The 22521-nt window shown below is 65.0% G+C and carries 23 protein-coding genes; 16 read left to right on the plus strand and 7 right to left on the minus strand.

Going from position 1 to position 22521, the window contains the following annotated elements; all coding sequences use genetic code 11:
- Positions 1-6: 6 nt before the first annotated feature.
- Together ppdK and ACQY4Y_RS03415 are read left to right on the plus strand one after the other, a co-directional pair.
- Positions 7-2676: a pyruvate, phosphate dikinase gene (gene ppdK / locus ACQY4Y_RS03410; protein ID WP_428489150.1), complete on the plus strand. Its 2670-nt coding sequence runs from the start codon at positions 7-9 to the stop codon at positions 2674-2676.
- Between the two features lie 95 nt (positions 2677-2771).
- Positions 2772-3716, plus strand: a complete 945-nt coding sequence (locus ACQY4Y_RS03415; RefSeq protein WP_428489151.1) for an isopenicillin N synthase family dioxygenase — start codon at positions 2772-2774, stop codon at positions 3714-3716.
- Between the two features lie 65 nt (positions 3717-3781).
- Here ACQY4Y_RS03415 and ACQY4Y_RS03420 read toward each other — a convergent pair whose 3' ends face one another.
- Together ACQY4Y_RS03420 and ACQY4Y_RS03425 are read right to left on the minus strand one after the other, a co-directional pair.
- Complete coding sequence (locus tag ACQY4Y_RS03420) at positions 3782-4663, minus strand: dienelactone hydrolase family protein (RefSeq protein WP_428489152.1); 882 nt, start codon at positions 4661-4663, stop codon at positions 3782-3784.
- A gap of 52 nt (positions 4664-4715) precedes the next feature.
- The gene (locus ACQY4Y_RS03425) at positions 4716-5933 is read right to left on the minus strand and encodes an NADP-dependent isocitrate dehydrogenase (RefSeq protein ID WP_428489153.1); all 1218 of its coding nucleotides are present in this window, start codon (positions 5931-5933) and stop codon (positions 4716-4718) included.
- Between the two features lie 289 nt (positions 5934-6222).
- On the opposite strand from ACQY4Y_RS03425, the gene ACQY4Y_RS03430 reads away from it, so the two are divergent.
- The 5 genes from ACQY4Y_RS03430 to ACQY4Y_RS03450 all read left to right on the plus strand — a co-directional run bounded on the left by ACQY4Y_RS03430 (position 6223) and on the right by ACQY4Y_RS03450 (position 11019).
- On the plus strand, positions 6223-6519 hold the full coding sequence (locus tag ACQY4Y_RS03430) for a hypothetical protein (protein ID WP_428489154.1): 297 nt from the start codon (positions 6223-6225) through the stop codon (positions 6517-6519).
- Between the two features lie 210 nt (positions 6520-6729).
- Positions 6730-7308 carry an NUDIX domain-containing protein gene (locus ACQY4Y_RS03435; RefSeq protein ID WP_428489155.1) on the plus strand — a complete coding sequence of 193 codons (579 nt, stop codon included), beginning with the start codon at positions 6730-6732 and terminating at the stop codon, positions 7306-7308.
- Entirely contained in the window at positions 7305-7658 is a 354-nt protein-coding gene (locus tag ACQY4Y_RS03440; RefSeq protein WP_428489156.1) for a hypothetical protein, read from the plus strand. The genes ACQY4Y_RS03435 and ACQY4Y_RS03440 overlap by 4 nt, the downstream gene beginning before the upstream one ends.
- 333 nt (positions 7659-7991) lie before the next feature.
- On the plus strand, positions 7992-8306 hold the full coding sequence (locus tag ACQY4Y_RS03445) for a hypothetical protein (RefSeq protein ID WP_428489157.1): 315 nt from the start codon (positions 7992-7994) through the stop codon (positions 8304-8306).
- A gap of 283 nt (positions 8307-8589) precedes the next feature.
- The gene (locus ACQY4Y_RS03450) at positions 8590-11019 is read left to right on the plus strand and encodes a response regulator (protein ID WP_428489158.1); all 2430 of its coding nucleotides are present in this window, start codon (positions 8590-8592) and stop codon (positions 11017-11019) included.
- 236 nt (positions 11020-11255) lie between these two features.
- Here the strand turns inward: ACQY4Y_RS03450 and ACQY4Y_RS03455 are convergent, their stop codons facing one another.
- Together ACQY4Y_RS03455 and ACQY4Y_RS03460 are read right to left on the minus strand one after the other, a co-directional pair.
- Positions 11256-12122, minus strand: coding sequence for a TIGR01459 family HAD-type hydrolase (locus ACQY4Y_RS03455; protein WP_428489159.1), 867 nt, complete (start codon positions 12120-12122; stop codon positions 11256-11258).
- Positions 12122-13186 carry a quinone-dependent dihydroorotate dehydrogenase gene (locus tag ACQY4Y_RS03460; protein WP_428489160.1) on the minus strand — a complete coding sequence of 355 codons (1065 nt, stop codon included), beginning with the start codon at positions 13184-13186 and terminating at the stop codon, positions 12122-12124. Before ACQY4Y_RS03460 ends, ACQY4Y_RS03455 begins: the two co-directional genes overlap by 1 nt.
- 165 nt (positions 13187-13351) lie before the next feature.
- On the opposite strand from ACQY4Y_RS03460, the gene ACQY4Y_RS03465 reads away from it, so the two are divergent.
- Complete coding sequence (locus tag ACQY4Y_RS03465; protein ID WP_428489161.1) at positions 13352-13585, plus strand: hypothetical protein; 234 nt, start codon at positions 13352-13354, stop codon at positions 13583-13585.
- 70 nt (positions 13586-13655) lie between these two features.
- Here the strand turns inward: ACQY4Y_RS03465 and ACQY4Y_RS03470 are convergent, their stop codons facing one another.
- Positions 13656-13892: a hypothetical protein gene (locus ACQY4Y_RS03470; RefSeq protein WP_428489162.1), complete on the minus strand. Its 237-nt coding sequence runs from the start codon at positions 13890-13892 to the stop codon at positions 13656-13658.
- 157 nt (positions 13893-14049) lie between these two features.
- A complete protein-coding gene (locus ACQY4Y_RS03475) occupies positions 14050-14439 on the minus strand; it encodes a hypothetical protein (RefSeq protein ID WP_428489163.1) in 390 nt (129 codons plus the stop codon).
- A 190-nt stretch (positions 14440-14629) separates the two neighbouring features.
- Between ACQY4Y_RS03475 and ACQY4Y_RS03480 the strand changes: the two genes are divergently transcribed.
- The 8 genes from ACQY4Y_RS03480 (at position 14630) to ACQY4Y_RS03515 (ending at position 21860) form a co-directional block, all read left to right on the plus strand.
- Positions 14630-15280 carry a S24 family peptidase gene (locus ACQY4Y_RS03480; RefSeq protein ID WP_428489164.1) on the plus strand — a complete coding sequence of 217 codons (651 nt, stop codon included), beginning with the start codon at positions 14630-14632 and terminating at the stop codon, positions 15278-15280.
- A gap of 139 nt (positions 15281-15419) precedes the next feature.
- On the plus strand, positions 15420-16166 hold the full coding sequence (locus ACQY4Y_RS03485; protein WP_428489165.1) for a DUF1194 domain-containing protein: 747 nt from the start codon (positions 15420-15422) through the stop codon (positions 16164-16166).
- A gap of 117 nt (positions 16167-16283) precedes the next feature.
- Positions 16284-17279, plus strand: coding sequence for a glutathione S-transferase family protein (locus ACQY4Y_RS03490; RefSeq protein WP_428489166.1), 996 nt, complete (start codon positions 16284-16286; stop codon positions 17277-17279).
- A 91-nt stretch (positions 17280-17370) separates the two neighbouring features.
- Complete coding sequence (locus ACQY4Y_RS03495) at positions 17371-18315, plus strand: aldo/keto reductase (protein WP_428489167.1); 945 nt, start codon at positions 17371-17373, stop codon at positions 18313-18315.
- A 192-nt stretch (positions 18316-18507) separates the two neighbouring features.
- Positions 18508-20379, plus strand: a complete 1872-nt coding sequence (uvrC, locus tag ACQY4Y_RS03500) for an excinuclease ABC subunit UvrC (RefSeq protein WP_428489168.1) — start codon at positions 18508-18510, stop codon at positions 20377-20379.
- A gap of 65 nt (positions 20380-20444) precedes the next feature.
- A complete protein-coding gene (pgsA, locus tag ACQY4Y_RS03505; protein WP_428489169.1) occupies positions 20445-21116 on the plus strand; it encodes a CDP-diacylglycerol--glycerol-3-phosphate 3-phosphatidyltransferase in 672 nt (223 codons plus the stop codon).
- Positions 21117-21379: 263 nt separating this feature from the next.
- Positions 21380-21676, plus strand: a complete 297-nt coding sequence (locus ACQY4Y_RS03510; protein WP_428490725.1) for a BrnT family toxin — start codon at positions 21380-21382, stop codon at positions 21674-21676.
- The gene (locus ACQY4Y_RS03515; RefSeq protein WP_428489170.1) at positions 21582-21860 is read left to right on the plus strand and encodes a BrnA antitoxin family protein; all 279 of its coding nucleotides are present in this window, start codon (positions 21582-21584) and stop codon (positions 21858-21860) included. Before ACQY4Y_RS03510 ends, ACQY4Y_RS03515 begins: the two co-directional genes overlap by 95 nt.
- 133 nt (positions 21861-21993) lie before the next feature.
- Here the strand turns inward: ACQY4Y_RS03515 and ACQY4Y_RS03520 are convergent, their stop codons facing one another.
- Positions 21994-22455, minus strand: coding sequence for a hypothetical protein (locus ACQY4Y_RS03520; RefSeq protein WP_428489171.1), 462 nt, complete (start codon positions 22453-22455; stop codon positions 21994-21996).
- Between the last annotated feature and the right edge of the window lie 66 nt (positions 22456-22521).

Below are 22521 nucleotides of genomic sequence, written 5' to 3' on the forward strand. Positions count from 1 at the left end.
GTCCGCATGACCAAGTGGGTTTACAGCTTCGGCGCCGGTCACAAGGAAGGCCGAGCGGATATGCGCGACCTGCTAGGGGGCAAGGGAGCCAATCTGGCGGAAATGGCCTCGATCGGGCTGCCGGTGCCGCCGGGCTTCACCATCTCGACCGAGGTCTGCACCGCGTTCTACGACAACAAGAAGCAGTATCCCGACGACCTCAAGGGCCAGGTCGAAGCCGCGTTGAAGGTGATTGAAAAGGCGGTCGGGCTGAAATTTGACGACAAATCACATCCGCTGCTGGTCTCGGTGCGCTCCGGTGCCCGGGTGTCGATGCCGGGGATGATGGACACCGTGCTGAACCTCGGGCTGAACGACGCCACGGTGGAGGGGCTGGGCAAGGCCGCCGACGATCCGCGCTTCGCCTGGGATTCCTATCGCCGCTTCATCCAGATGTATGGCTCCGTGGTGCTGGGGGTCGATCATCATCGGTTCGAGGAGCTGATCGAGCACACCAAGCTGGACGCCGGCGTGATCGAGGACACCGCGCTGACCGAGACGCACTGGCGCCAGGTGGTCGAGGGCTACAAGGACCTGGTGCATCAGGAGACGGGCAAGCCGTTCCCGCAGCAGCCGCACGAACAGCTCTGGGGCGCGATCGGGGCGGTGTTCGGATCGTGGATGAACCCGCGCGCCATCACCTATCGCCGATTGCACGACATTCCGGCCGAGTGGGGCACCGCGGTCAACGTGCAGGCGATGGTGTTCGGCAACATGGGCGATGACTGCGCCACCGGCGTCTGCTTCACCCGCGACCCGTCGACCGGGGAGAACATGTTCTACGGCGAATACCTGGTGAATGCCCAGGGCGAGGACGTGGTCGCCGGCATCCGCACGCCGCAGCCGCTGTCGTCGTCAGTCGCCAAGCCGGGCGAGATCCCACTGGAGCAGGCGATGCCGGAAGCCTATCGCGAACTGATGGCGGTGCGCGGCAAGCTCGAGACCCACTACAAGGACATGCAGGACATCGAGTTCACCGTGCAGCAGAACAAGCTGTATATGTTGCAAACCAGAAACGGCAAGCGCACCGCCGCGGCGTCGTTGCGCATGGCGGTGGAAATGGCCCGCGACGGGCTGATCGACGAGGCCGAGGCGGTGATGCGGGTCAACCCGTCCTCGCTGGACCAGTTGCTGCACCCGATGCTGGACCCGAAGGCACCGCGCACACTGCTGGGCAAGGGCCTGCCGGCCAGCCCCGGTGCTGCCTCCGGTGTCGTGGTGTTCAGCTCCGACGAGGCCGAGAGCCGCACCGCCAAGGGCGAGTCGGTGATCCTGGTGCGGATCGAGACCAGCCCCGAGGATATCCACGGTATGCACGCCGCGCAGGGTATCCTGACCACGCGCGGCGGCATGACCAGCCACGCCGCGGTGGTGGCGCGCGGCATGGGCCGACCGTGCGTCGCTGGCGCCGGCGGCATCAGCGTCGACTACAACACTCAGGTGCTGGCGGCCGGCGGCAAGCAGGTGCGAGCCGGCGAGGTGATCACCCTGGACGGCGCCACCGGTGAGGTGTTCGTCGGTTCGGTGGCGATGATCGAGCCGGCGGTTTCGGGCGATTTCGGCACGCTGATGGCCTGGGCCGACAAGCACCGCCGGATGGGGGTGCGGGCCAACGCGGAAACCCCGATGGACGCCGAGACCGCGCGCAAGTTCGGCGCCGAGGGCATCGGGCTGTGCCGCACCGAACATATGTTCTTCGACCCGGAACGCATCCTGGCGGTGCGCCAGATGATCATCTCGGACAGCGAATCCGGTCGCCGCACCGCGCTGAGCCGGCTGCTGCCGTTCCAGCGCGAGGATTTCCGCCAGTTGTTCACCATCATGGCCGGGCTGCCGGTGACCATCCGGCTGCTGGACCCACCGCTGCACGAATTCCTGCCGCACGCCGACCAGGAAATGCAGGAGGTGGCGGACAGCCTGGGCACCGACATCGCCACCATCCGCCAGCGCGCCGACGAACTGGCCGAGGCCAACCCGATGCTGGGCCATCGCGGTTGCCGCCTGGGGGTTTCGTATCCGGAAATCTATGAGATGCAGGCCCGCGCGATCTTTGAAGGCGCGATCGCGGTCGCCAAGGAGATGGGCAAGGCGCCGCACCCGGAAATCATGATCCCGCTGGTCGGCATGAAGAAGGAACTGGAGATCACCCGCGCCCAGGTGGACAAGATCGCCGCCGAGGTGTTCGCCGAGGCCGGCAGCAAGATCGAATACAGCGTCGGGACGATGATCGAACTGCCCAGGGCGGTTCTGTTGGCCGATCAGATCGCCGGCGCGGCGGACTTTTTCAGCTTTGGCACCAACGATCTGACGCAGACGGTGTTTGGCCTGTCGCGCGACGATGCGGGGAAGTTCCTGCCGCATTATGTCGAGGCCGGAATCCTGCCGAAGGACCCGTTCGTTTCGATCGACGTGGACGGCGTGGGCGCGATGGTGCGGATCGGAGTGGAGAAAGGGCGGGCGGCGAAGAACGATCTGAAGCTGGGGATCTGCGGCGAGCATGGCGGCGATCCGGCCTCGATCCTGTTCTGTGAGCAGGTCGGGCTGGACTATGTGTCGTGTAGTCCGTTCCGGGTGCCGGTGGCGCGGCTGGCGGCGGCGCAGGCGGCTTTGGGGGCGGCGGCGGATCGGACGGCTTGAAAGTAAGCCAGCACTGTCGCGCAACCGCTGCCACGATCGACAGCACCATCCGGCCGGCGTAAACCAAAGGTTCCGCAAACGAAGGGCGGGACGCAATGTCCGACCAGACCCTGCCGGTGATCCGGTTCGGAAGCAACGCCGATGCGAGGCTTGCGTGTCAATTGGACGCGGCGTTCTCTGGCATCGGTTTCTGCTACCTGAGCGACATCGGTGTGGATCCGCCGATCGTGGAAGCGGTGTTCGAAGCGTCACGCCGGTTTCACGCGCTGCCGCGGGAGGCCAAAGAGGCGATCGCCATGAACCGCTTTCACCGCGGCTACATGGCGCTGAAAACCTCCACCATCGAAACCTCCACCGTCGCAAAAGTCACCCAGCCAAACGACAGCGAATCCTTCATGTTGATGCATGAGGTTGCGCCGGACGATCCACGCCATGGCCGTCCGCTCGACGGTCCGAACCAGTGGCCCGAGCTTGAGGATTTCCGTGCCCCGGTCGAAGCCTATGATCGGGCCATGGGCGATTTCTGCCGCCGCTTTCTTCCGGTGCTTGCGGTCGCCCTGAACCTCCAGCGGGATTGGTTTGCCGGCTTCTTCCAGCAGCCCACAACCTTTCTACGGTTGTTACACTATCCGCCGCGGCAGCCAGACGACGCGTTCGGCTCAGCCCCCCACACCGACTACGGATTCATAACCATCCTGGCGCAGGACGATCGGGGCGGTTTGGAGGTGCGCGGGCGCGACGGCTGCTGGCTGAAGGCGCCTCCGATCGCGGGGACATGGGTGGTCAACGTCGCCGACATGCTCGCCCGTTGGACCAACGGCCGCTGGCAATCGACACCGCACCGGGTGAGGAACATTTCTGGCGGCGATCGGTATTCTTGCCCATACTTCTTCGACATGTCGATGGACAGCATCGTCGCGGTGCTGCCCACCTGCCAAGACCGCGACAACCCGCCGAGGTTTCCCGCGGTCCGATACGGCGACTACCTGATGGAACGGCTCGACCGCAACTACGCCTATCGCAAGCAGCCGACTATTTGATCCCGGCGGGCAGGCTCGACGTCGGCCAGCGCGAGGTCGGCCAGCGGGATGAGGGGAGCACCAGGTCAGCCCGGCATCACCCCGAAGCGATGGAACCAGGCGATCGCGCGCTTCCAGGCGTCCTCGGCGTCGGCTTGGCGGTAGCTTGGCCGATAATCGGCGTGGAAGCCGTGCGGCGCGTCCGGATAGATGACGATGTCGATGGTCTTGTGCGCCGCCTTGGCCTTGGCTTCGGCCTCGCGCACCGCGGAGAGCGGAATCGAGGGGTCCTGGCCGCCGTAGAGACCCAGCAGCGGGCACTTGATATCCGCCGCCAGGTCCAGCGCCGATCGCGGCTGGATTGGGGTCGGGGTGCCGAGCAGCGGACCGTAGAACGCGACGGCGGCCTTCAGATGCGGGCTGTGAGCGGCGTACAACCAGGTCTGGCGGCCGCCTCGGCAGAACCCCATGACGCCGACCCTTGTCGAACTGCCGCCGTTCGCCAGCGCCCAGGCGGCGGTCGAATCCAGGTCGGACATGTATTGCGCGTCCGGCGTCTTGGCGATCACATCGGTGACGATCTGGTGCACGTCGGTCATTTTCGACAGATCGCCGATGCGGGCGTAATACTCGGTCGCTACCGCCAGGTAACCCAGCTTGGCCCAGCGCCGGCAGACGTCCTTGATGTATTCGTGGACGCCGAAGATTTCCTCGTTCACCAGGATTACCGGGAACGGGCCATGGCGAGCGGGCTTGGCGTAATACGCCGGCAGCTTGCCGTCGGTGGTGGGGATCTGCGTCGCTCCGGCGTCGAGCCCGGTGCTGTCGGTGTGGATCGCCTGCGCCTCGACCCTTTGGGTGGCCAGGGTGAAGCCGCTGATCAGCCCGGTCATCAAAACGCCGCGGCGAGCCAGAGGGTAGTCCATAAGGCCGTCGCATTCGGTCATGTCGTCCGTGTTCGTCTCCATCGGGTGAATATTCCACTCGGGCACTCCACCCGGGCGTCGGCGGGTTTGGTAGTTACTTCATCGCCTGGCGCAGATTGTCATCGAGTTGGCCGAGGAACGCCTGGGTGGTCATCCAGGGCTGGTCTGGGCCGATCAGGGTCGACAGGTCGCGGGTCATGTGGCCGCTTTCCACGGTTTCGATGCACACCTTCTCCAGCGTTTCGGCGAACGCGGTGACGTCGGGGGTGTTGTCGAAGCGGCCGCGATAGATCAGCCCGCGGGTCCAGGCGAAGATCGAGGCGATCGGGTTGGTCGAGGTCTGCTTGCCCTGCTGATGCTGGCGGAAATGGCGGGTGACGGTGCCGTGCGCCGCCTCGGCCTCGACCTTGGTGCCGTCCGGGGACAGCAGCACCGAGGTCATCAGGCCCAGCGAGCCGAAGCCTTGCGCCACGGTGTCGGACTGGACGTCGCCGTCGTAGTTCTTGCAGGCCCAGACATAGGCGCCGTTCCACTTCAGCGCGCAGGCCACCATGTCGTCGATCAGGCGATGTTCGTAGGTCAGGCCGCGCTGGTCGAACTGCGGCTTGAACTCGGTCTGGTAGATCGTGGCGAAGATATCCATGAAGTAGCCGTCATACGACTTCAGGATGGTGTTCTTGGTGGAGAAGTACAATGGCCAGCCGCGCATCAGCGCGTAGTTGAAGCTGGCTCGGGCGAAGCCCTCGATCGAGGCGCGGGTGTTGTGCATCGCCATCGACACGCCGCCGCCGTCCTTGAAGTCGTGCACCTCCAGGGCCTCGGCGGGGCCGCCGCCTGCCGGCTGGTAGGTCAGGGTGACGGTGCCGGGGCCGGGGATCTTCATTTCGGTGGCACGGTAGATGTCGCCGTAGGCGTGGCGGCCGATGACGATCGGCTGGGTCCAGTGCGGCACCAGGCGGGGCACGTTCTGGCAGATGATCGGCTCACGGAAGATGGTGCCGTCGAGGATGTTGCGCAGCGTGCCGTTCGGGCTGCGGTACATCCGCTTCAGGCCGAATTCGCTGACCCGAGCCTCGTCGGGGGTGATGGTGGCGCATTTCACGCCGACGCCGTAGCGGGCAATGGCGTGGGCGGCGTCGACAGTGACCTGATCGTCGGTCTGGTCGCGATATTCGATGCCAAGGTCGTAGTATTTCAGGTCGATGTCGAGATAGGGGAGGATCAGCTTGTCCTTGATGAAACCCCAGATGATGCGGGTCATCTCATCCCCGTCCAGCTCCGCGACCGGGGTTTTGACCTTGATTTTTGCCATCCTATCCTCTCGACCCGAACAGACTGGGAAGCGGCCTTAAGGGCTTCCCGAAACAGCCGGACCATTGCACCGCGCGGCTCTGTGGGCAAGCCGGCGGGGCGTGGCAAGCCGGCGGAGCGTGGCAAGCCGGCGGGGCCCGGATGGACCCGTGGCGGGACCGCGGTAGCCGGCGCTGGCGGTGGCGGTTTCGAGGCGGGTGACCGAAATCACTGCCCAGACGTCATTGCCCGGACGTCATTGCGCCCCGATGTTAACGGTTCGTTCACTGTTGCGGGTTAGTCTTGCGGGCATGTTGTCACCCGCGACCTTCATCGGTATTGCCAAGGCCGTCGGCCAGCCCGCCCCGGCTGCCGCCCCGGGGCGTTCGGCCCGTCCTGCCGCACCCGCCCAGGCTGGGCCCCCCGCGGGCGTGCAGCCGGTGCGAATTCTGACCACGCCGCCGGTTGCGGCGCCGATGGCGCCGCTGGCTCCGCCGAGGGTGGGGGCGCCGGCCGCGGCGGCGTCAGGCGCGGTGGGGGCGCCCGGCACGACGGCAACGCCGCCGCGCAACCTGCCGCGTGGATCGTTGCTGGACCTTAGCGTATAGTCTGAGCCGGGCACGCAGGGACGGGCCGTGTCCTGGCCGCCGTGCGACGCGGATGGCGGGACCCTGAGGCCGATAGCGCGGCTTGTACTGGCGAACAAACGGTGTCGGGGGCGGGTTTTGGCCCGGTTTTGGGTGGTGGCAGGCCGCTCACTCGGGCGGTTGACCGTTTCAGGCTTGATCCCGACCGGCGGACACGTCACGTTCGATGCTATGTCCTCGTTCATCCGGCAGGTCCCTGAAGGAGACAACCGCGAGCGCGCGGTGTGCTCCGATTGCGGCTATGTTGCCTATGAGAACCCGAAGGTCGTCGTCGGGTCGGTCGTGTTGGCCGATGGCGGCGTGCTGATGTGTCGTCGCGCCATCGAACCGCGCAAGGGCTTCTGGACGCTGCCAGCCGGCTATTTGGAGCTCGGCGAAACCCTGGAAGAGGGCGCGGCGCGTGAGGCGCTCGAGGAGGCCGAAGCGGTGATCACCATCGAGGGCATCCTGGGGGTATTCAGCATCGCCCGGATCGGCCAGGTGCAGGTAATTTTCCGGGCGCGTTTCAGCGACGCCGGACCGCCGGTATTTGCCGCCGGCCCGGAAAGTCTCGAGGTCCAGCTGTTCGCGGCGGACCAGATACCGTGGGACCAGATCGCATTTCCATCGGTGCATTGGGCGCTGAATGCCTGGCGGGAGGCCGGGGCCGGTCCGCTGGGCAGGCCGGCCGGCAATCCACGTGAAGACCAGCGGGGCATGCAGCGGATGGCTTCGCCATCGGCCAGCCTGCCTGGCGAGGCGGCGCGATGACACGGATTCTGCTGACGACAGCCTTGGTAATCGGTCCGGTCATGCTGGGGATCGGCATCGCGCCCCATTCCAGTGTTGCGTTGGCCGCTCAGGTCAACGCGAAGGATTTCCCGGTGCCCCCGATTCCGCCGGATCATCCGTCGCTTGCCGAGACCGCCCCGGTCCCCAACGCCGACGCGCAGGCGCCGGCGGCCCCGCAGTCGACGTCGCCCAGTGTCGACGTCAAGCTGTATCGCATCCGGCCGTATGATCCGGGCTATGGGTTCGCGCCCGGGTCGCGCTACCAGGACAATGAGGAGCGCAAGCCGATTCAGACCCCAGGTCTGATGATCAGTGTGCCAATCCAATAGCTGGGGCGAATAGTTCGGGCGCATGGGCCGGGCTCGTGGATCGGGCGCACGGATTGCGCGCACTGATCCGGCGCAGGATTGCGCGCACGGATCGGGCGCACGGATTGAGCAACGCACAGATGGCTTCGAGGCAACCGCGCCGGTAACCGGCAGTTCATCTCCAGCGTTGTAGAAGAGAGCCTCGTTTGCGGCGCGTTGCGGCGGCGCGGGCGACAGACAGGCCACTGATACACCGCACCGGTGTCGCGGGATCAGGGTTCGCCGTTCGTGGCGAATTTTGGGGTTCGGGACATCAGATGACGCTGGAGCGCGATCCAGATCTTGGAGACCGGGATGAAAAAAGTCAGCAGCACACGATCCGCCCGGGTGAAACGCAGCATTGTCGATGGCGATCTGCGCAATACCCGGCCGTTGCGAGTCCCGGGGGCGACGATCACCGCCTGGCCGCAAGTGGTCGACGCCGATCCGGCCAGCCTGGCCGCCGAACCGGTGACTGGCCCCACCGTGGCGGGCGGCCGGTCCACGGTTGGGTCGGGCGTCGGGCCGGGCGAAGAAAATCCGGTGGCGGAACCCCGGCCACGGGCGGTTTTGTTGTCTGATGGCACTAGAATTACATTCGATACAACGAAACAGTTCGATAACGATTGAATTATGGTTTTGTCCCCGACAAGGTGCGATTTTTCACGATAGTATCGTCCGGCACGGAATGATCGCTGAATCGTGAACGTCTGGAGGCGCGGAACGCGCTCGCTTTTGAGCACAAAACCGTGTTCTTACGCGGCGTGGACTTAGCAACGCGCACGCAGGCCAGACGGCGGTTCGCCAACTCGCGAGCGACAAGCAGCGCGTTGAATTGGTTGCGACTAGCGGCGATCGCATCGAAACGACCAATTTCGATCGGTCCAGACACAGCGGATCGGAGCTTGCGTAGATGAAGCTTTCGACGCACCTCGTGCTGCTGATCCTTGGGTGTCTGCTGCCGATTCTGACGGCGCAGGTTTACTCGCAGGTCAACCTTTATGCCGAACGGCATGAGCAACTGAGCGGCTTGGTCTTGCGCCAGGCGGAACTGGCGAATGCCGATATGTCCAGCATTATCGACAATGTGCGCCAGCTTGGCGCCATGGCTGGGCAGCTTCCCTCGGTGCGAAGCCCGTCGGTGCGAACCTCTGGGCAGGATTGCACGAGCCGGCTGACTTCGCTGCGCCAAAGCCTGACACAATACCGCTTCCTGGCGCTGTACTCGCCGATCGACGGAACATTGCTGTGCGCCTCGGATGGCACGCCTCCGGAACTTGCCGGGGCGCAGGCTGCCTGGCTGCCTGACCTGTTGAATTCGACCGACCTGCGGGTCGGACAACTGGTTTCCGATCCCACTCAGCGGAGCGGGTTCCTGCCGGTCGCGGTGCATATGCCGGGTATCGGCGCGGGCGACGAACCCCGAGTGCTGGTGGCGGCGATCAATGCCGATTGGATGCAGAAACATCTGGAATCCGCCAGGATCGACCGCTCGCCGGCGATGGCCCACGCGACCATGATCGTCACCGACCGGGACGGTGATATTATCGGACGGGTTCCCGACGTCCACCGCTCGGCCGAGCGGCTCGCTCCGGACTGGATGCGCGGGTTGATCAATCATGACAGCCCCGGGGTCGAGACCATTACTGGTCCGAAAGGGCGCACCATCGTTGCGGCCTATGTACCGAGCTCGATGCCGCCGGCCGGAATGACGGTGATCAATGCCCTGGTGCTGCCCGAGCTGACCGCGGATATCGATCAGGCAACGTACCAGGACCTGCTGGTGATCGGCGGCGCGGCGATCGTGGCTTTGATTCTCGCCTGGGTCGCCGGCCGGCGGTTCATCTATCAGCCGACCGAGGCCCTGTTGCAGGCCGCCCGCCGCTGGCGCGAGGGCGACTTGAGCGCGCGCGCCCGGCTGACCGACGCCGGGTCGGAATTTGCCGCGCTCGCTCAGTCGTTTAACGCGATGGCGGCCGGGCTGCAGGCGCGGGAGATGGAGCGGCGCATGCAATCCAGCTTCCTGGAGGCCCAGGTCGCCGAACGCACCCGCGAACTGTCGGAAAGCAACAACCGGCTGCAGGTTGAGATCGCCGGCCGCGAGAAGACCGAGGCGGCTTTGCACCAGGCGCAGAAGCTGCAGGCCGTGGGCCAGCTTGCCGGTGGCATCGCGCATGATTTCAATAACATGCTGGCCACCGTCCTGGGTAATCTGGAGCTGATGGAGCGCCGGGTGTCGCAGGCCGGCGAGGACTGGGCCGGCGCCGACACCGATCGACTGTTGCGGCTGATCGAGCGCGCCACCGGGGCGGTGACCAGGGGCGGGCAACTGACCTCTCGGCTGCTGGCGTTCTCCCGCCGGCAGCGCCTTGCCGCGCGGGCGACCGATGTCAACGCGCTGCTGCGCGAGTTGATCACGTTGGCCACCAGCACGCTTGGGCGGCGCGTCCAGGTGGTGTCCGAACTGGCCGATGAACTGTGGCCGGCGATGGTCGATCCGAGCCAGGTCGAGGCGGCGATCCTCAATCTGTGTCTGAACGCCAGGGACGCGATGCCGGAAGGCGGCAAGTTGACGATCCGTACGACCAATGTGCTGATCGAGCCGGGCAGCCGCCGCCATGCCGAAAACGAGGTGACGCCGGGCGGCTATGTGCAGGTGTGCATTTCCGACACCGGCGTCGGCATGACGCCCGAGGTCAAGGCACGCGCGTTCGACCCGTTCTTCACCACCAAGGGTCCGAGCGCCGGTTCGGGGCTGGGGCTGAGTCAGGTCTATGGCATGGCGCGCCAGTCCGGCGGCAGCGTGGCGATCGCCAGCACGCTGAACGAAGGCACAAGGGTGACGCTGTGTCTGCCGCGGGCGATGAATGTCGGGGCCACCGAGACAGCGCCGGCGGCCGAATTGCCCGAACTGCCGGGCCCAGGCGTGCAGAACGAATTGATCCTGGTGGTCGACGACGACCATGCGGTGCGCCAGGTGACCGTCGAGATGGCACGCGACCTGGGCTGCGAGGTGGCGCAGGCGGCGGGCGGCGAGCAGGCACTGGCGCTGGTCGAAAAGCTGACGCCGGCGCCGAAGCTGATCCTGCTGGACTACGCGATGCCTGGCATGAACGGCTTGCAGCTTGCCCGCGCGCTGCGCGAGCGCGGGATAGGCGCGCCGATCGCCCTGGTCACCGGCTACGCCGAACTGTCCGAGGCCGATGTCGCGGCCGGGCAGCTTGCCGGCCTGCTGCGCAAACCGTTCACCATCCGCGAATTGCAGGGCTTGCTGACCCAGCTTCGGGCCGCCGCCGAGACCGGCACCCTGCCCTGCCTGGAATCGGGCCTGGCGGATCGCTGACCGTCGGCTGTGGTTGTCTTGTCGCAGGGTTCGCGCGGCTTGCGCCCGACGCGATGATACTTTGGCTGCAGTGCGGGATCGTGGCCATCGGCGGGACGCCGGGCGTGCGGCGTTACCAGCCGGCGGCATTCCTGACCCTTGCGGGTCCGGAATGCCGGCTGGGATCTTATTGATTTTGCGCGCGGCCGCCCCACCAACCCCGCGCGCATACCGGTCGGCCCATCGGGCCGCCGGTATTACCAGACGAAACGCGGCAACGTGGCGACCGGGCGAATGCCGGCCTGGCGGGCCGCGGCTTCCCCCGCCGCCGGGTCGATCAGGCCTGTCGCGTCGCACAATTCGGCGGCGTGGACGCCATCCATCACCCAGCAGGCGGCAAGGCCGACGCCGATCGCCCCGGCGATGTCGGTGCGCAGCGAATCTCCGACCGCCAGAACCTGGTCGGGCGGCAGCGCAAGCTGCTCGAGCACCGGCCGATAGATCGCCGGATCGGGTTTTCCCAGCGAGCGGACGTCACCGCCGAGTTGCTGATAGCGCACCGCGAGCGCGCCGGCGCACAGCACGCGAACGCCGCCGCGGATGACCTCCAGATCGGGATTGGCGCAGATCATCTTCAGCCGGTGGCGGGCGCAGTCGGCCAGTACTGGCTCGAATTCCGCCATGTTGCTGGGATTGCGATGATCGTCGGGGCCGGTGTTGAGCACGAAGTCGGCCTGGGCGGGATGATCGGCGACGACCAGCGGCAGCCCGTGCAGGACCGGGCGGTCGCGATCCGGGCCGAGGTGGAAGACGCGGGTTCCGAGCTGGCTCCACCATGGATCGGGTGGATGTTGCAGCGCGCGGCGCACCGCCTCGCCGCTGGTGAGGATGCCGGTGTAGAGCGCATCCTCGATCCCCATCCGGCGCATCATCGTGCGCACCGCATCGTTCGGGCGCGGCACGTTCGACAGCAGCAGGGTCCGCTTGCCCGCCGCGCGCAGCTGTTTTAGGGTTTCGACCGCATGGGGGAAGGCGTTGATACCGTCGTGGATCACCCCCCAAAGGTCGAGGATGAAGCCGCTGTAGCGCTCCGCCAACGGGGCGAATCGGGTGTAATGCTGCATCAGGCCTGCTCCGCCAGTTCCGCCGCGCGGGTGCCGATCGCCTCGGCCAGGGTGGCTAGCCGGGCGTCGCGCAGGGCGGCGAGCAGTTCCGCCTTCAGCCTGGGGATCAGCGCCGGACCGTGGAACGCGAAGCTGGTATAGAGCTGCACCAGCGAGGCGCCGGCCTGGATCTTGGTCAGCGCATCGGCGCCGCTGAAAATTCCGCCGGTACCGATCAGGACCAGCCGGCCGCGCGCCAGAAGATAGGCTCGCGCCAGCATCATGGTGGCGAGCTGCAGCAACGGCCGGCCGGACAGGCCGCCGGCCTCGCTGGCATGGGCCGATTGCAGGCCGGCGGGACGCGAGATCGTGGAGTTGCCGAGGATCAGGCCGGCGACGCCCTGCTCGACGCAGGTCTCGACCACTGCGGCGAGGCCGTCGGGGGATAGGTCGGGGGCCAGCTTCACCAGGATCGGCGGTCGCCGGTCGACCGTGGCGACGGCTTGCAGGATCGAGCGAAGCTGGGCCTCGGACTGCAGGTCGCGCAGCCCGGGCGTGTTCGGCGAGGAGACGTTGATCACCGCGTAGTCGACCAGCGCGCGGACCGCCTCGACCAGGGCCTTGTAGTCGCGCACCGGGTCGGCGCCTTGCTTGTTGATGCCGAGATTGGCCCCGAGCGGGATGGGACGGTGCGACAGTCGCGCCAGGTTGCGGGTGTAGGTCGCAAGGCCGAGATTATTAAAGCCCAGCCGGTTGACGATGGCCTGGTCCTGGGTCAGCCGGAACACGCGCGGCTTGGGGTTGCCCGATTGCGGCCTGGGGGTGACCGATCCGGTCTCGACAAAGCCGAAGCCCAGCCGCAGCAGGGCGGGACCGGCGGCGGCGTTCTTGTCGAAGCCGGCGGCGAGTCCGATCGGGTTGGCGAATCGGTGTCCGAGGCAATCGAGTGCGAGTGCCGGGTGGTCGGGTTCGCGGGTTGGCGGCGCCAGACCCCAGGACAGCGCCCGAAGGGCGACACCGTGGGCGCGTTCGGGGTCGAGCAGGCGCAGCGCCGGAAGCGCGGCTGATGCCAAGGATAGGAGCATGCGGTTGCGCTTATGCCGGTAACCGCCGTTGGCCGGAAGGGTAAACCCGGGTCGGGTGCCGGTCGCGGGCGCTCTGGTGGGCATCGTCGGGCTTTGTTATGCGTGCGGTGGGGTTATGCGTGCGGCGAGGTTATACCTGCGGCGAGTCTGGCGAAGCGTGAGGTGATGTGGTCCGAACCGTATCTTGAGACGTGCTGTCGCTCCGCGCTGCACCGGCTTTATCTATGTGACTCGACCGGCCGGCCGGCCGGTCAAAAGGATGATCCGTGCCTGCGCAGGCTGATGGATGGCGGCCTGTGCGCCGAACGACAGGATGGGCGCTTCGTGGCTACGGCGGCGGGGCGGCGACGCCACGCCACGGACGTGTTGCGATTGCCTGCCGCGCCCAGCGATTGCTGACCCCGATGGTTGCGCGGCCCGTTGCTGGGTGGGCCGTTGCTGGGTGGCCCGTTGCCGGGGGGAGGGGGCGTCAGGACAGCGGCGCGGTGATCACCGTCTCCAGGTCGGCCAATGTGACACAGACGATCCGCGCGCCATCGGCCGCGGTCAGCATGACCAGGTCGCCGGCGGTCAGCATGTCGCTGGCGTCGGCCAGGTAGTTTCCGCCGCTGACGGTATCCAGCGTGTCCTTGCCGGTCTTGTAGTGCCACAGCGTGAAACCGTTGGCGTAAGCGAGCACCGAGAGGTTGCGGATGGCGAAGGCCATGGCGGGGTTGCTTCCATAAAAAAACCGCTGCCCCGAGGGACAGCGGTTACAGGTTGGGAGGAGGAGAGATCATCGACGGGCGCACCTCGCCCGTTGATGTGCGAACATTAAGGGAAAATGGGCAACGGTGTCAACGATAATTTTCCTAGTTTTCGTACTAAGCAACGATTCCTTTGACCCGCAATGGCCACTCCAGTCTTTCCAGCGCCTCGATCCACGCGCGATGGTCGTTACGCTCGGCGGCAACGGCCAGGCTGGGCGCCATTTGCCGCTCGCCCCAGACGCGCAGAACCCGGGCATGGCCGAGATCGATCCGTCGCTGGCGGAACAATGCGTCGAGGCATTTGACCACGTCGTCGGGATCGCACGGCCGACGCAGCAGACCCTTGCCGGCGGTGTAGCGTGCGCCTTCCCGACGAGCGCTGAGTGCCGCCATGGTCCAGAGCCAGGCTTCCTCGGCGCTGCCGAACGGCTGCAGCGCGGGATCGTGACGGACCGGGAATCGATTGGCCCTGGCGATGATGGTGGCGGTGGCGGCAGTCGGCATTTTCTGGTTCCCGGTGCGGTCTGAGGCGAAGGGTCGTGGAGAGGCGAAATATGAACTGTCTTTTCTATCATAGGTTGCATACGGGTGCAAGTAAATATGGCTCATTTTCCTATTTCATTTGGCAGCCATTCCTAGGATAATGATCCAGAACCGATTCGCCTTGGCGCGTCGCGCAACAGGAGCGAGCTGAATGAAACACGAGGATGTCTGGCGCGCCATCGATACATTGGCGGCGGAAAACGGATGGTCGGCCTCCGGCCTGGCGAAACGCTCCGGGCTTGATGCGACCACGTTCAATCCTTCGAAACGGCGGATGCCGGACGGTCGGGCGCGCTGGCCCAGCACGGAAAGCGTTGCCAAGGTGCTGGACGCGACCGGGGCGTCGTTGGAAAGCTTCACCTCCCTGGTGTCGGGGGCGCGCGCCCTGGCGAGCAGCGCCGGCAGCCGTTCACTGTCGCGACGGGTGCCGTTGATCGGCCTGGCGCAGGCCGGCGGCGAGGGTTACTTCGACGACGGCGGCTATCCGGTCGGTGGCAGTTGGGACGAGGTCAGCCTGCCGGAGATCGCCGATGCCAATGCCTACGCGCTGGAGATCAGCGGCGAATCGATGGAACCGGTATTTCGCGACGGTGACCAGGTGATCGTCTCGCCGTCGGCGCCGATCAGGCGCGGCGACCGGGTGGTGGTGCGCACCATGGCCGGGGAGGTGATGGCCAAACAGTTGGCCCGCCGTTCGGCCCGGCGGGTGGATTTGAAGAGCTTGAACCCGGAGCACTCCGACTACAGTTTCGATCTGACCGAAGTAGCCTGGATGCACCGCATCGTCTGGGCCAGCCAGTAGGCTGGGCTGGTCGCGGGCCGGACAGCTGGTTTTGCTTTGACGCGAAGACCCGAGGCGTTTGATATTGGCGGCGCGACGCCGGATGGGGGCGGCGCCGGGCGGCTGGATCGAGGCAGATTGATCGCGGGAGGCTTGCTGCATGGTTCGCATCGCCCTGGTTCCGATGGCTAGCCTGTCGCTGCTGATCCTGGTGGCGGCGCAACCGGCCCGAGCCGATGACGTCGATGTGGCCCTGGTGCTGGTGACCGATGTGTCTCGCAGCATCGATGACAGCGAATTCAAGCTGGAGAAGGACGGCTACACCAGCGCCTTCACCGCCCAGAAGGTGCTGGACGCGATCAGGGGCGGCCCGAACGGCAAGATCGCCGTGTCCTATCTGGAGTTCGCCGGCAGCCTGGAAGTTCGCACGGTGCTGGATTGGACGGTGATCAGCAACAAGGCGTCGGCCCAGGCCTTCGCCGACAAGCTCGCGACGGCGCCGCGGTCGTTCTGGGGTCGCACCGCGATCAGTGCCGGGGTGGATCGGGCGGTGCAGCTTCTCGGCGAGAGTGGGATGAACGCCCCTCGTCACGTCATCGATGTCTGCGGCGACGGCACCAACAACGCCGGGCGGGAGGTTTCCGACGCGCGCGACGACGCGATCAAGGCCGGCATCACCATCAACGGGCTGGCGATCATCAACGACCATCCGGTGTCGTGGACCTTCGCCCATGTCCAGCCGCCCGGCGGGCTGGCGAACTATTACCGCGCCAACGTGACCGGAGGGCCGGGCAGTTTCGTGCTGGAAGTGCACGATTTCTCCAGTTTCGGTGAGGCGATGACCAGGAAGCTGGTGGATGAGATCGCCACGCGACCATCGAAGTCGAAATTTGCCGCTGGCCACTAGACCTTTTCCTGCGTGGCGGGCCATGCTGAATAATCCGGCTGGAGATTTGGATCCTGGGATCGACGCGCGGCGGAGGTTCGGCGTGGACCATCAAGGTCGCATACCAGGGGGGGCCCGATGGGATTGCTGAGCAACGGTGTGTGGCACGAGCAGGAGCCGCCCGCCACCAAGGACGGTCATTTCGAGCGCGGCGACAGCGCGTTCCGCAACTGGATCACCCCGGACGGGCGCCCGGGCCCGACCGGGCAGGATGGCTTCCGCGCGATGGCGGGGCGGTATCAGCTTTATGTCTCGCTCGCCTGTCCGTGGGCGCACCGGACGCTGATCATGCGGGCGTTGAAGGGGCTGCAGGCGATCATTCCGGTGTCGGTGACGCATTGGCTGATGGCGGAGCACGGCTGGAGCTTCGCGGCGGGCGACGGCGTGGTGGCGGATCCGCTTTACAACAGCCGCTATGTCTATGAACTTTATGCCCGTGCCGATGACGACTATACGGGGCGGGCGACAGTGCCGATCTTGTGGGACCAGCACACCCAGACCATCGTCAACAACGAATCGGCCGATATCATCCGCATGTTGGGCTCGGCGTTCGACCAGGTGGGCGCGGCGCCGGGCGACTACTACCCGAAGGCGTTGCGGGGCGAGATCGATGTCGTCAACCGCCGGGTCCATGACACGCTAAACAACGGCGTCTATCGGGCCGGCTTCGCCTCGACCCAGGCGGCGTATGAAGCCGCGGTGATGCCGCTGTTCGAGACATTGGACTGGCTGGAAAGCCGCCTCGCGCAGTCACGCTTTCTGTGTGGGGACGCATTGACCGAGGCCGACATCCGGCTGTTCACCACGCTGGTTCGATTCGATTGCGTTTATCATGGTCATTTCAAGTGCAACATCCGGCGGATCGTGGACTACAATAACCTGTGGGCGTACACCCGCGATATCTTCCAGATTCCCGGCATCGCCGAGACGGTGGATTTCGGTCACATCAAGCGGCACTACTACATGAGCCACCGGCGGATCAATCCGAGCGGGATCGTGCCTGTCGGGCCCGGCCTGGAGTTTGACGCGCCGTCCGATCGCGGCCGCGGCGTGGATAAGTTGATCGTGTTCTGATTGACCGGCGTGGTCGCCGGCGGGGCTCGGTTTGACCATCCCCCGTTGCGGGGGCAAAGCTGGCAGCGAACATCGTCGGGACGCTGCATCCATGGAAATCCGCAATCTCGGCCAGTCTGGCCTTCGGGTGTCGTCGATCGGCCTGGGCTGCAACAATTTCGGCGGCCGGATCGATGAGGCGGCGACCAGGGCGGTGATCCACAAGGCGCTCGACCTTGGGATAACACTGTTTGACACCGCCGACGTCTATGGCGAGCGCGGCGGGTCGGAAACGGTGATGGGTCGCGTGCTGGGCGACGACCGCAAGCGCATCGTGCTGGCGACGAAGTTCGCCGCGCCGATGGACGACAGCGGGGAAATGGTCGGTGGATCGCGGCACTACATCATGGCGGCGGTCGAGCACAGCCTGCGCCGGCTGAAGACCGACTGGATCGATCTCTATCAGATGCATCGCGTCGACCCGCGCACGCCGATCGAGGAAACCCTGCGTGCGCTGGACGACCTGATCCGCCAGGGCAAGGTGCGCTATATTGGTTGCTCCAACTTCGCTGCCTGGCAGATGACCGAGGCGGCGTGGACCGCGCGCACCGTCGGGCTTGCCGGCTTTGTCAGTTGCCAGGATGAATATTCGCTGGTGCATCGCGCGGCGGAGGCGGAACTGCTACCGGCGGCGCGAAAGCTTGGGTTTGGGCTGCTGCCGTATTTCCCGTTGGCGAGCGGGCTGCTGACCGGCAAGTATCGCCGCAACACGCCGCTACCGGCCGGCTCAAGACTGGCCGCAACGCAGCGCCTGGCAGATCGTTACTTGACAGAGCAGAATTGGCGGATCTCGGAGCGGCTGGCGGATTTCGTGGAATCGCGTGACCGCACGATGCTGCAGTTGGCGTTCTCTTGGTTGCTGGCACAAAGCCCGGTCGCCAGCGTGATCGCCGGGGCGACGCGGCCCGACCAGCTTGAGCAGAACGTCAAGGCGGGCGATTGGGTGTTGAGCGCGGACGAGATGGCGGAGATCGACCGGATTGCCGAGCCGGGCTGAGCGTGCTCGCGGTTCGAGGATGAGATCGGCCGCATACGCGACGTCGGCCAGCGAATCCTTGCCATGCGATGAACAAGATGGGTTCGCGACTGGAAGCCGCCGGTTGGCCAATCTATTATCATTAGGCGTGTAGATGGGCGTGCCAGAGGGCCACCCAGCCTGGGAAAAGGTCCCGTAACCGGTCCTGATGAGATGAATGCGAACAGCGATAAAGGCGCCACCGTAATCGAGGCCGCACTGGAGACCATGCCCTCGGTCCCCGGCGTCTATCGGATGATCGACGCCAAGGGCGAGGCGGTTTATGTCGGCAAGGCGCGCAACCTGAAGCAGCGCGTCAGGGCCTACGTTCAGGATCGACGGCTGTCGGAACGCCTGCGTCGCATGGTGTCGGATACCGAGTCGGTGGAAATCGTCACCACTCACACCGAGGCCGAGGCACTTCTGCTTGAAGCCAATCTGATCAAGCGGCTCAAGCCTCGGTACAATATCGTCCTTCGCGATGACAAATCCTTTCCCTGGCTCGTCGTGGGAGAAGATCATCCGTATCCGCAAGTGTCCAAGCACCGCGGCGCGCAGCTCCGCAAGGGTAGCTACTGGGGACCATTTGCATCGGCCTGGGCGGTCAATCAGACCGTCACCGCCATGCAACGCGTGTTTCTTTTGCGATCCTGCGCCGATACGGTTTTCGCCAGCCGCACGCGGCCATGCCTGTTGTTTCAGATCAAGCGTTGTTCTGCCCCGTGCGTCGGCAGGGTTACGCCGGAAGACTATGCCAAGCTGGTGAACCAGGCCAAAAGTTTTCTGGCCGGGAAGTCGGGCGACGTGCAGCAGGAACTCGCGGCGGAAATGGAGGACGCGGCCGGGTCGTTGAACTTCGAACGGGCCGCGGCGGTGCGCGACCGGCTGCGGGGATTGACCTTCGTGCAGGGCAATAGCGTGGTCAATCCGGCCAGCCTGAGCAATGCCGACGTGATCGCCGCCTGGCAGGTCGCGGGTCGGACCTGCGTGCAGGTCTTCTTTGTCCGCGGCGGTCATAACAACGGCAACCGGCCATTCTTTCCGGTCCACACGAAGTCGGAGGAAATACCCGAGGTGCTGGCGGCGTTCATTACTCAGTTCTACGACGACAAACCGCCACCACCACTACTGTTGGTCAACGAAGAGCTCCCTGAGGTGGAATTGATCGCCGAGGCGCTATCGCTGAAGGCGTCGTATAAGGTTGAGATCGGCTGTCCCCAGCGCGGCAAGAAGCGTGACGTCGTGCTGCATGCAGAGATCAATGCGCGCGAGGCGCTGGAGCGCAAGCTGGCGGAATCGACCGCGCAGGCAAAGTTGCTGGAAGGCGTCGCAAAGCTATTCAACCTGGCGGCGTCGCCGGAGCGCATCGAAGTCTATGACAACTCCCACATCATGGGGGCAAATCCTTACGGGGTGATGATCGTCGGTGGCGCCGCCGGGTTCGAGAAGTCGGCGTATCGAAAATTCGGCATCCGTGGACCGATCACGCCGGGCGACGATTTCGCGATGATGCGCGAAGTGCTGCAACGGCGATTCTCGCGGGCGCTGAAGCAGCAGGCCGAAGGCGCGGCGCTGACGGATTGGCCGGACCTTGTGCTGATCGATGGCGGGGCGGGACAACTGACGGCGGCGCGTGATGTCATGGCCGACCTGGGGGTGAACGATGTAAAGCTGGTGGCAATCGCCAAGGGGCCGGATCGCGACGCGGGGCGCGAATGGCTGCACACCGAGGGAGCCGCCGCTTTCCAACTCCCGCCGAACGATCCCGTGCTGTATTTCTTGCAGCGGCTTCGCGATGAAGCGCACCGGTTTGCGATTACCACGCACCGAGCGGGACGGTCGACGGCGATCCGCCGGAGCGAGCTCGACGAAATCCAGGGGATTGGTTCGGCGCGGAAACGCGCGCTGCTCAACCATTTTGGGTCGGCTCGCGGCGTCAAGATGGCGGGCCTGGCCGATCTTGAGGCCACGCCAGGGATCAGTCGGGAGACCGCGCTGCGCGTCTACGCCCATTTTCATCCCGGCGCGCGGCGAGAGAACGCTTGATAATCGGTAGCCGCTTCCGCCAAATGCGATAAGCACCTATGTGGTGATCCTAAATCTGGTTCGGCATGATGACCGATCTTCCCAACCTTCTGACGCTTTCCCGTATCGCGGCGATACCGCTGCTGATCGCGTTGGTCGCGTTAGCCACGCCGGCGGGAGATTTGGCGGCGTGCGTTGTCTTCAGCCTTGCCGCTATCACGGACTATTTCGACGGCAGGCTGGCGCGTTCTCGATTGGCGCAATCCGACCTGGGACGCATGCTGGATCCGATTGCCGACAAGCTGCTGGTCGGGGCGACGCTGATGCTTCTGGTGGGCCAACACCGGCTCTCCCCGCTCGGGCTCTATCCGGCCATCGTCATTGTGCTTCGCGAAATCCTGGTCAGCGGCTTGCGCGAATATCTGGCCGGCATCCGGGTTGGTCTTCCGGTGACGCGACTGGCAAAATGGAAAACCGGTTTCCAGATGGGGGCGCTCGGCACGCTGCTGGCTGGAAGCACCTCGGCCAGCATGCTGGGCATCGGCTTTCTTCCGGTGTCCCTGATCGGTGAGGTGATGCTTTGGATCGCCGCGGCGCTAACGCTGATAACGGGTTGGGATTATCTCAACGCTGGATGGCGTCATGCCGCTGCGTCGGGCACAAGCCGACCTGGCGTGGCTGAAGGCCCGAATGACGCGGGAAGCGCTGGGCCGGATGCGTTGCGCGACCGGCGGAAGTTGGGCTCGGTCTCCTCGTAGCCTTGCCCGGGGCTGGGTCTGAGCATGGGGCCTGTCCGGTTAATCATCGCGGTATGGCATTGACTGTGGCAATGCTTACAGTGCTGTCAATAGTGCGCCGCCGGCAATGGTGCGCCGCCGGCAAAGAGGCAGACATGGCCACGCGCAACGTCGATCAGGCGCTGGGGCAATCCCGCTACGCTTCATTGGGCTTGAAGAAGATACACTTTTTGTGTATCTTCTGCTATGCTGTTTTCATGGGACGAGGATAAGCGACGGGAAAACTGGAGCTACGGAAGGTCGATCTTCTGGAAGCCGCGCTGATTTTCGGGGACCCGGAAGTCATCGAGTCCGTCGATCTCCGCAATGACTATGGCGAAGAACGCATTCAGGCGCTTGGTCAGGCGAACGGCACGTTTTATGTGATCGCCTACACATGGCGAGGCGACACAAGGCACCTGATTACTGCATGGAAGGTAGGAGAGCATGGCAGGCGACGATACAAGGCAGTCTTCGCTCGAAGAGATCAAGCAAATGAAGGCGAAGGGCCAGACGAGAGCGACACCGGCGGATGCTCCTGAAATCACCTTGAACGAGGGTTTCTGGCGCAACGCCGCCATCATGGAAACCGATGTGCCGGGCAAGACCGCTGTGCATCTGCGCCTTGAACCGGAAACCTTCGCGTTCTTCCGGGCCGGGGGAAAAGGCCACCTTACCCGTATGGCGAAGGTGCTGAACGCTTATGCGCGGAGCCATAAGCCTTAATTCGCGGTCTCACGTATGTTCCTGCCGGACACTCGGGCATTATCGCTTCAGGTTGAACCGATAATGCCCAGCAAACCATTGTTTGTAGAGGGCGATTCACGCTTTTGGTGATGCCGCCAAAAGCGATCGCGCGCTAATGCTCGCGCAAGAACCCGCGGATCTGGTCCTCGCCCATGATCTTGGATGCGCACAGACCCGAAAGGTCGCGATGGAATGCCTGCAGGCGGGTTAGCAATACATCTGCCGTGACATCGATCTGGACAGGAAAACCCTGTCGATGCAGTCGGCGCAGGCGGCGCAGGATGTTGGCTGTGCCGGCGCCGCCGCCGAACGGCTCGAAGAATAGCAGCTTGTAGTAGAAAATATGCGGCGGACGGGTATTGGCCGGGCGCAGCACGATTTCGGCAATTTCATCGATCCAGTTGATCAGGTCGCGGATCCACAGTTCTCGATCGGCCGACCCCGGCATCGTCCACAGTCGAAGCAGATGGTCGTTCATCGGTTTTTCCAGCGCGGTGAGGATGCGTTCGGCCTTTTTCTGCGTGTAGGCCATCTCCGGCAGGACGTCTGAAGCAACCAGATCGTGCAGTTCCATCGGTCTGTTCCTCCCCCCGTTGTTGGGCGCCCCGTTGTGGGGATTGCGATCGGTCAAATCAGCCGT

Source organism: Rhodopila sp. (assembly GCF_965277165.1).
In the GTDB taxonomy this organism is placed as follows: domain Bacteria; phylum Pseudomonadota; class Alphaproteobacteria; order Acetobacterales; family Acetobacteraceae; genus Rhodopila.

Coding starts and splice junctions, on each gene's coding strand:
- ppdK (WP_428489150.1), top strand. CDS start 7: ATGACCAAGTGGGTTTACAGCTTCGGCGCCGGTCACAAGGAAGGCCGA.
- ACQY4Y_RS03480 (WP_428489164.1), top strand. CDS start 14,630: ATGAAACACGAGGATGTCTGGCGCGCCATCGATACATTGGCGGCGGAA.
- ACQY4Y_RS03470 (WP_428489162.1), bottom strand. CDS start 13,892: ATGGCCTTCGCCATCCGCAACCTCTCGGTGCTCGCTTACGCCAACGGT.
- ACQY4Y_RS03440 (WP_428489156.1), top strand. CDS start 7,305: ATGACACGGATTCTGCTGACGACAGCCTTGGTAATCGGTCCGGTCATG.
- ACQY4Y_RS03425 (WP_428489153.1), bottom strand. CDS start 5,933: ATGGCAAAAATCAAGGTCAAAACCCCGGTCGCGGAGCTGGACGGGGAT.
- ACQY4Y_RS03520 (WP_428489171.1), bottom strand. CDS start 22,455: ATGGAACTGCACGATCTGGTTGCTTCAGACGTCCTGCCGGAGATGGCC.
- ACQY4Y_RS03465 (WP_428489161.1), top strand. CDS start 13,352: ATGTGGTCCGAACCGTATCTTGAGACGTGCTGTCGCTCCGCGCTGCAC.
- ACQY4Y_RS03445 (WP_428489157.1), top strand. CDS start 7,992: ATGAAAAAAGTCAGCAGCACACGATCCGCCCGGGTGAAACGCAGCATT.
- ACQY4Y_RS03515 (WP_428489170.1), top strand. CDS start 21,582: ATGGCAGGCGACGATACAAGGCAGTCTTCGCTCGAAGAGATCAAGCAA.
- ACQY4Y_RS03455 (WP_428489159.1), bottom strand. CDS start 12,122: ATGCAGCATTACACCCGATTCGCCCCGTTGGCGGAGCGCTACAGCGGC.
- pgsA (WP_428489169.1), top strand. CDS start 20,445: ATGATGACCGATCTTCCCAACCTTCTGACGCTTTCCCGTATCGCGGCG.
- uvrC (WP_428489168.1), top strand. CDS start 18,508: ATGAATGCGAACAGCGATAAAGGCGCCACCGTAATCGAGGCCGCACTG.
- ACQY4Y_RS03485 (WP_428489165.1), top strand. CDS start 15,420: ATGGTTCGCATCGCCCTGGTTCCGATGGCTAGCCTGTCGCTGCTGATC.
- ACQY4Y_RS03430 (WP_428489154.1), top strand. CDS start 6,223: ATGTTGTCACCCGCGACCTTCATCGGTATTGCCAAGGCCGTCGGCCAG.
- ACQY4Y_RS03435 (WP_428489155.1), top strand. CDS start 6,730: ATGTCCTCGTTCATCCGGCAGGTCCCTGAAGGAGACAACCGCGAGCGC.
- ACQY4Y_RS03420 (WP_428489152.1), bottom strand. CDS start 4,663: ATGGAGACGAACACGGACGACATGACCGAATGCGACGGCCTTATGGAC.
- ACQY4Y_RS03460 (WP_428489160.1), bottom strand. CDS start 13,186: ATGCTCCTATCCTTGGCATCAGCCGCGCTTCCGGCGCTGCGCCTGCTC.
- ACQY4Y_RS03415 (WP_428489151.1), top strand. CDS start 2,772: ATGTCCGACCAGACCCTGCCGGTGATCCGGTTCGGAAGCAACGCCGAT.
- ACQY4Y_RS03490 (WP_428489166.1), top strand. CDS start 16,284: ATGGGATTGCTGAGCAACGGTGTGTGGCACGAGCAGGAGCCGCCCGCC.
- ACQY4Y_RS03475 (WP_428489163.1), bottom strand. CDS start 14,439: ATGCCGACTGCCGCCACCGCCACCATCATCGCCAGGGCCAATCGATTC.
- ACQY4Y_RS03495 (WP_428489167.1), top strand. CDS start 17,371: ATGGAAATCCGCAATCTCGGCCAGTCTGGCCTTCGGGTGTCGTCGATC.
- ACQY4Y_RS03450 (WP_428489158.1), top strand. CDS start 8,590: ATGAAGCTTTCGACGCACCTCGTGCTGCTGATCCTTGGGTGTCTGCTG.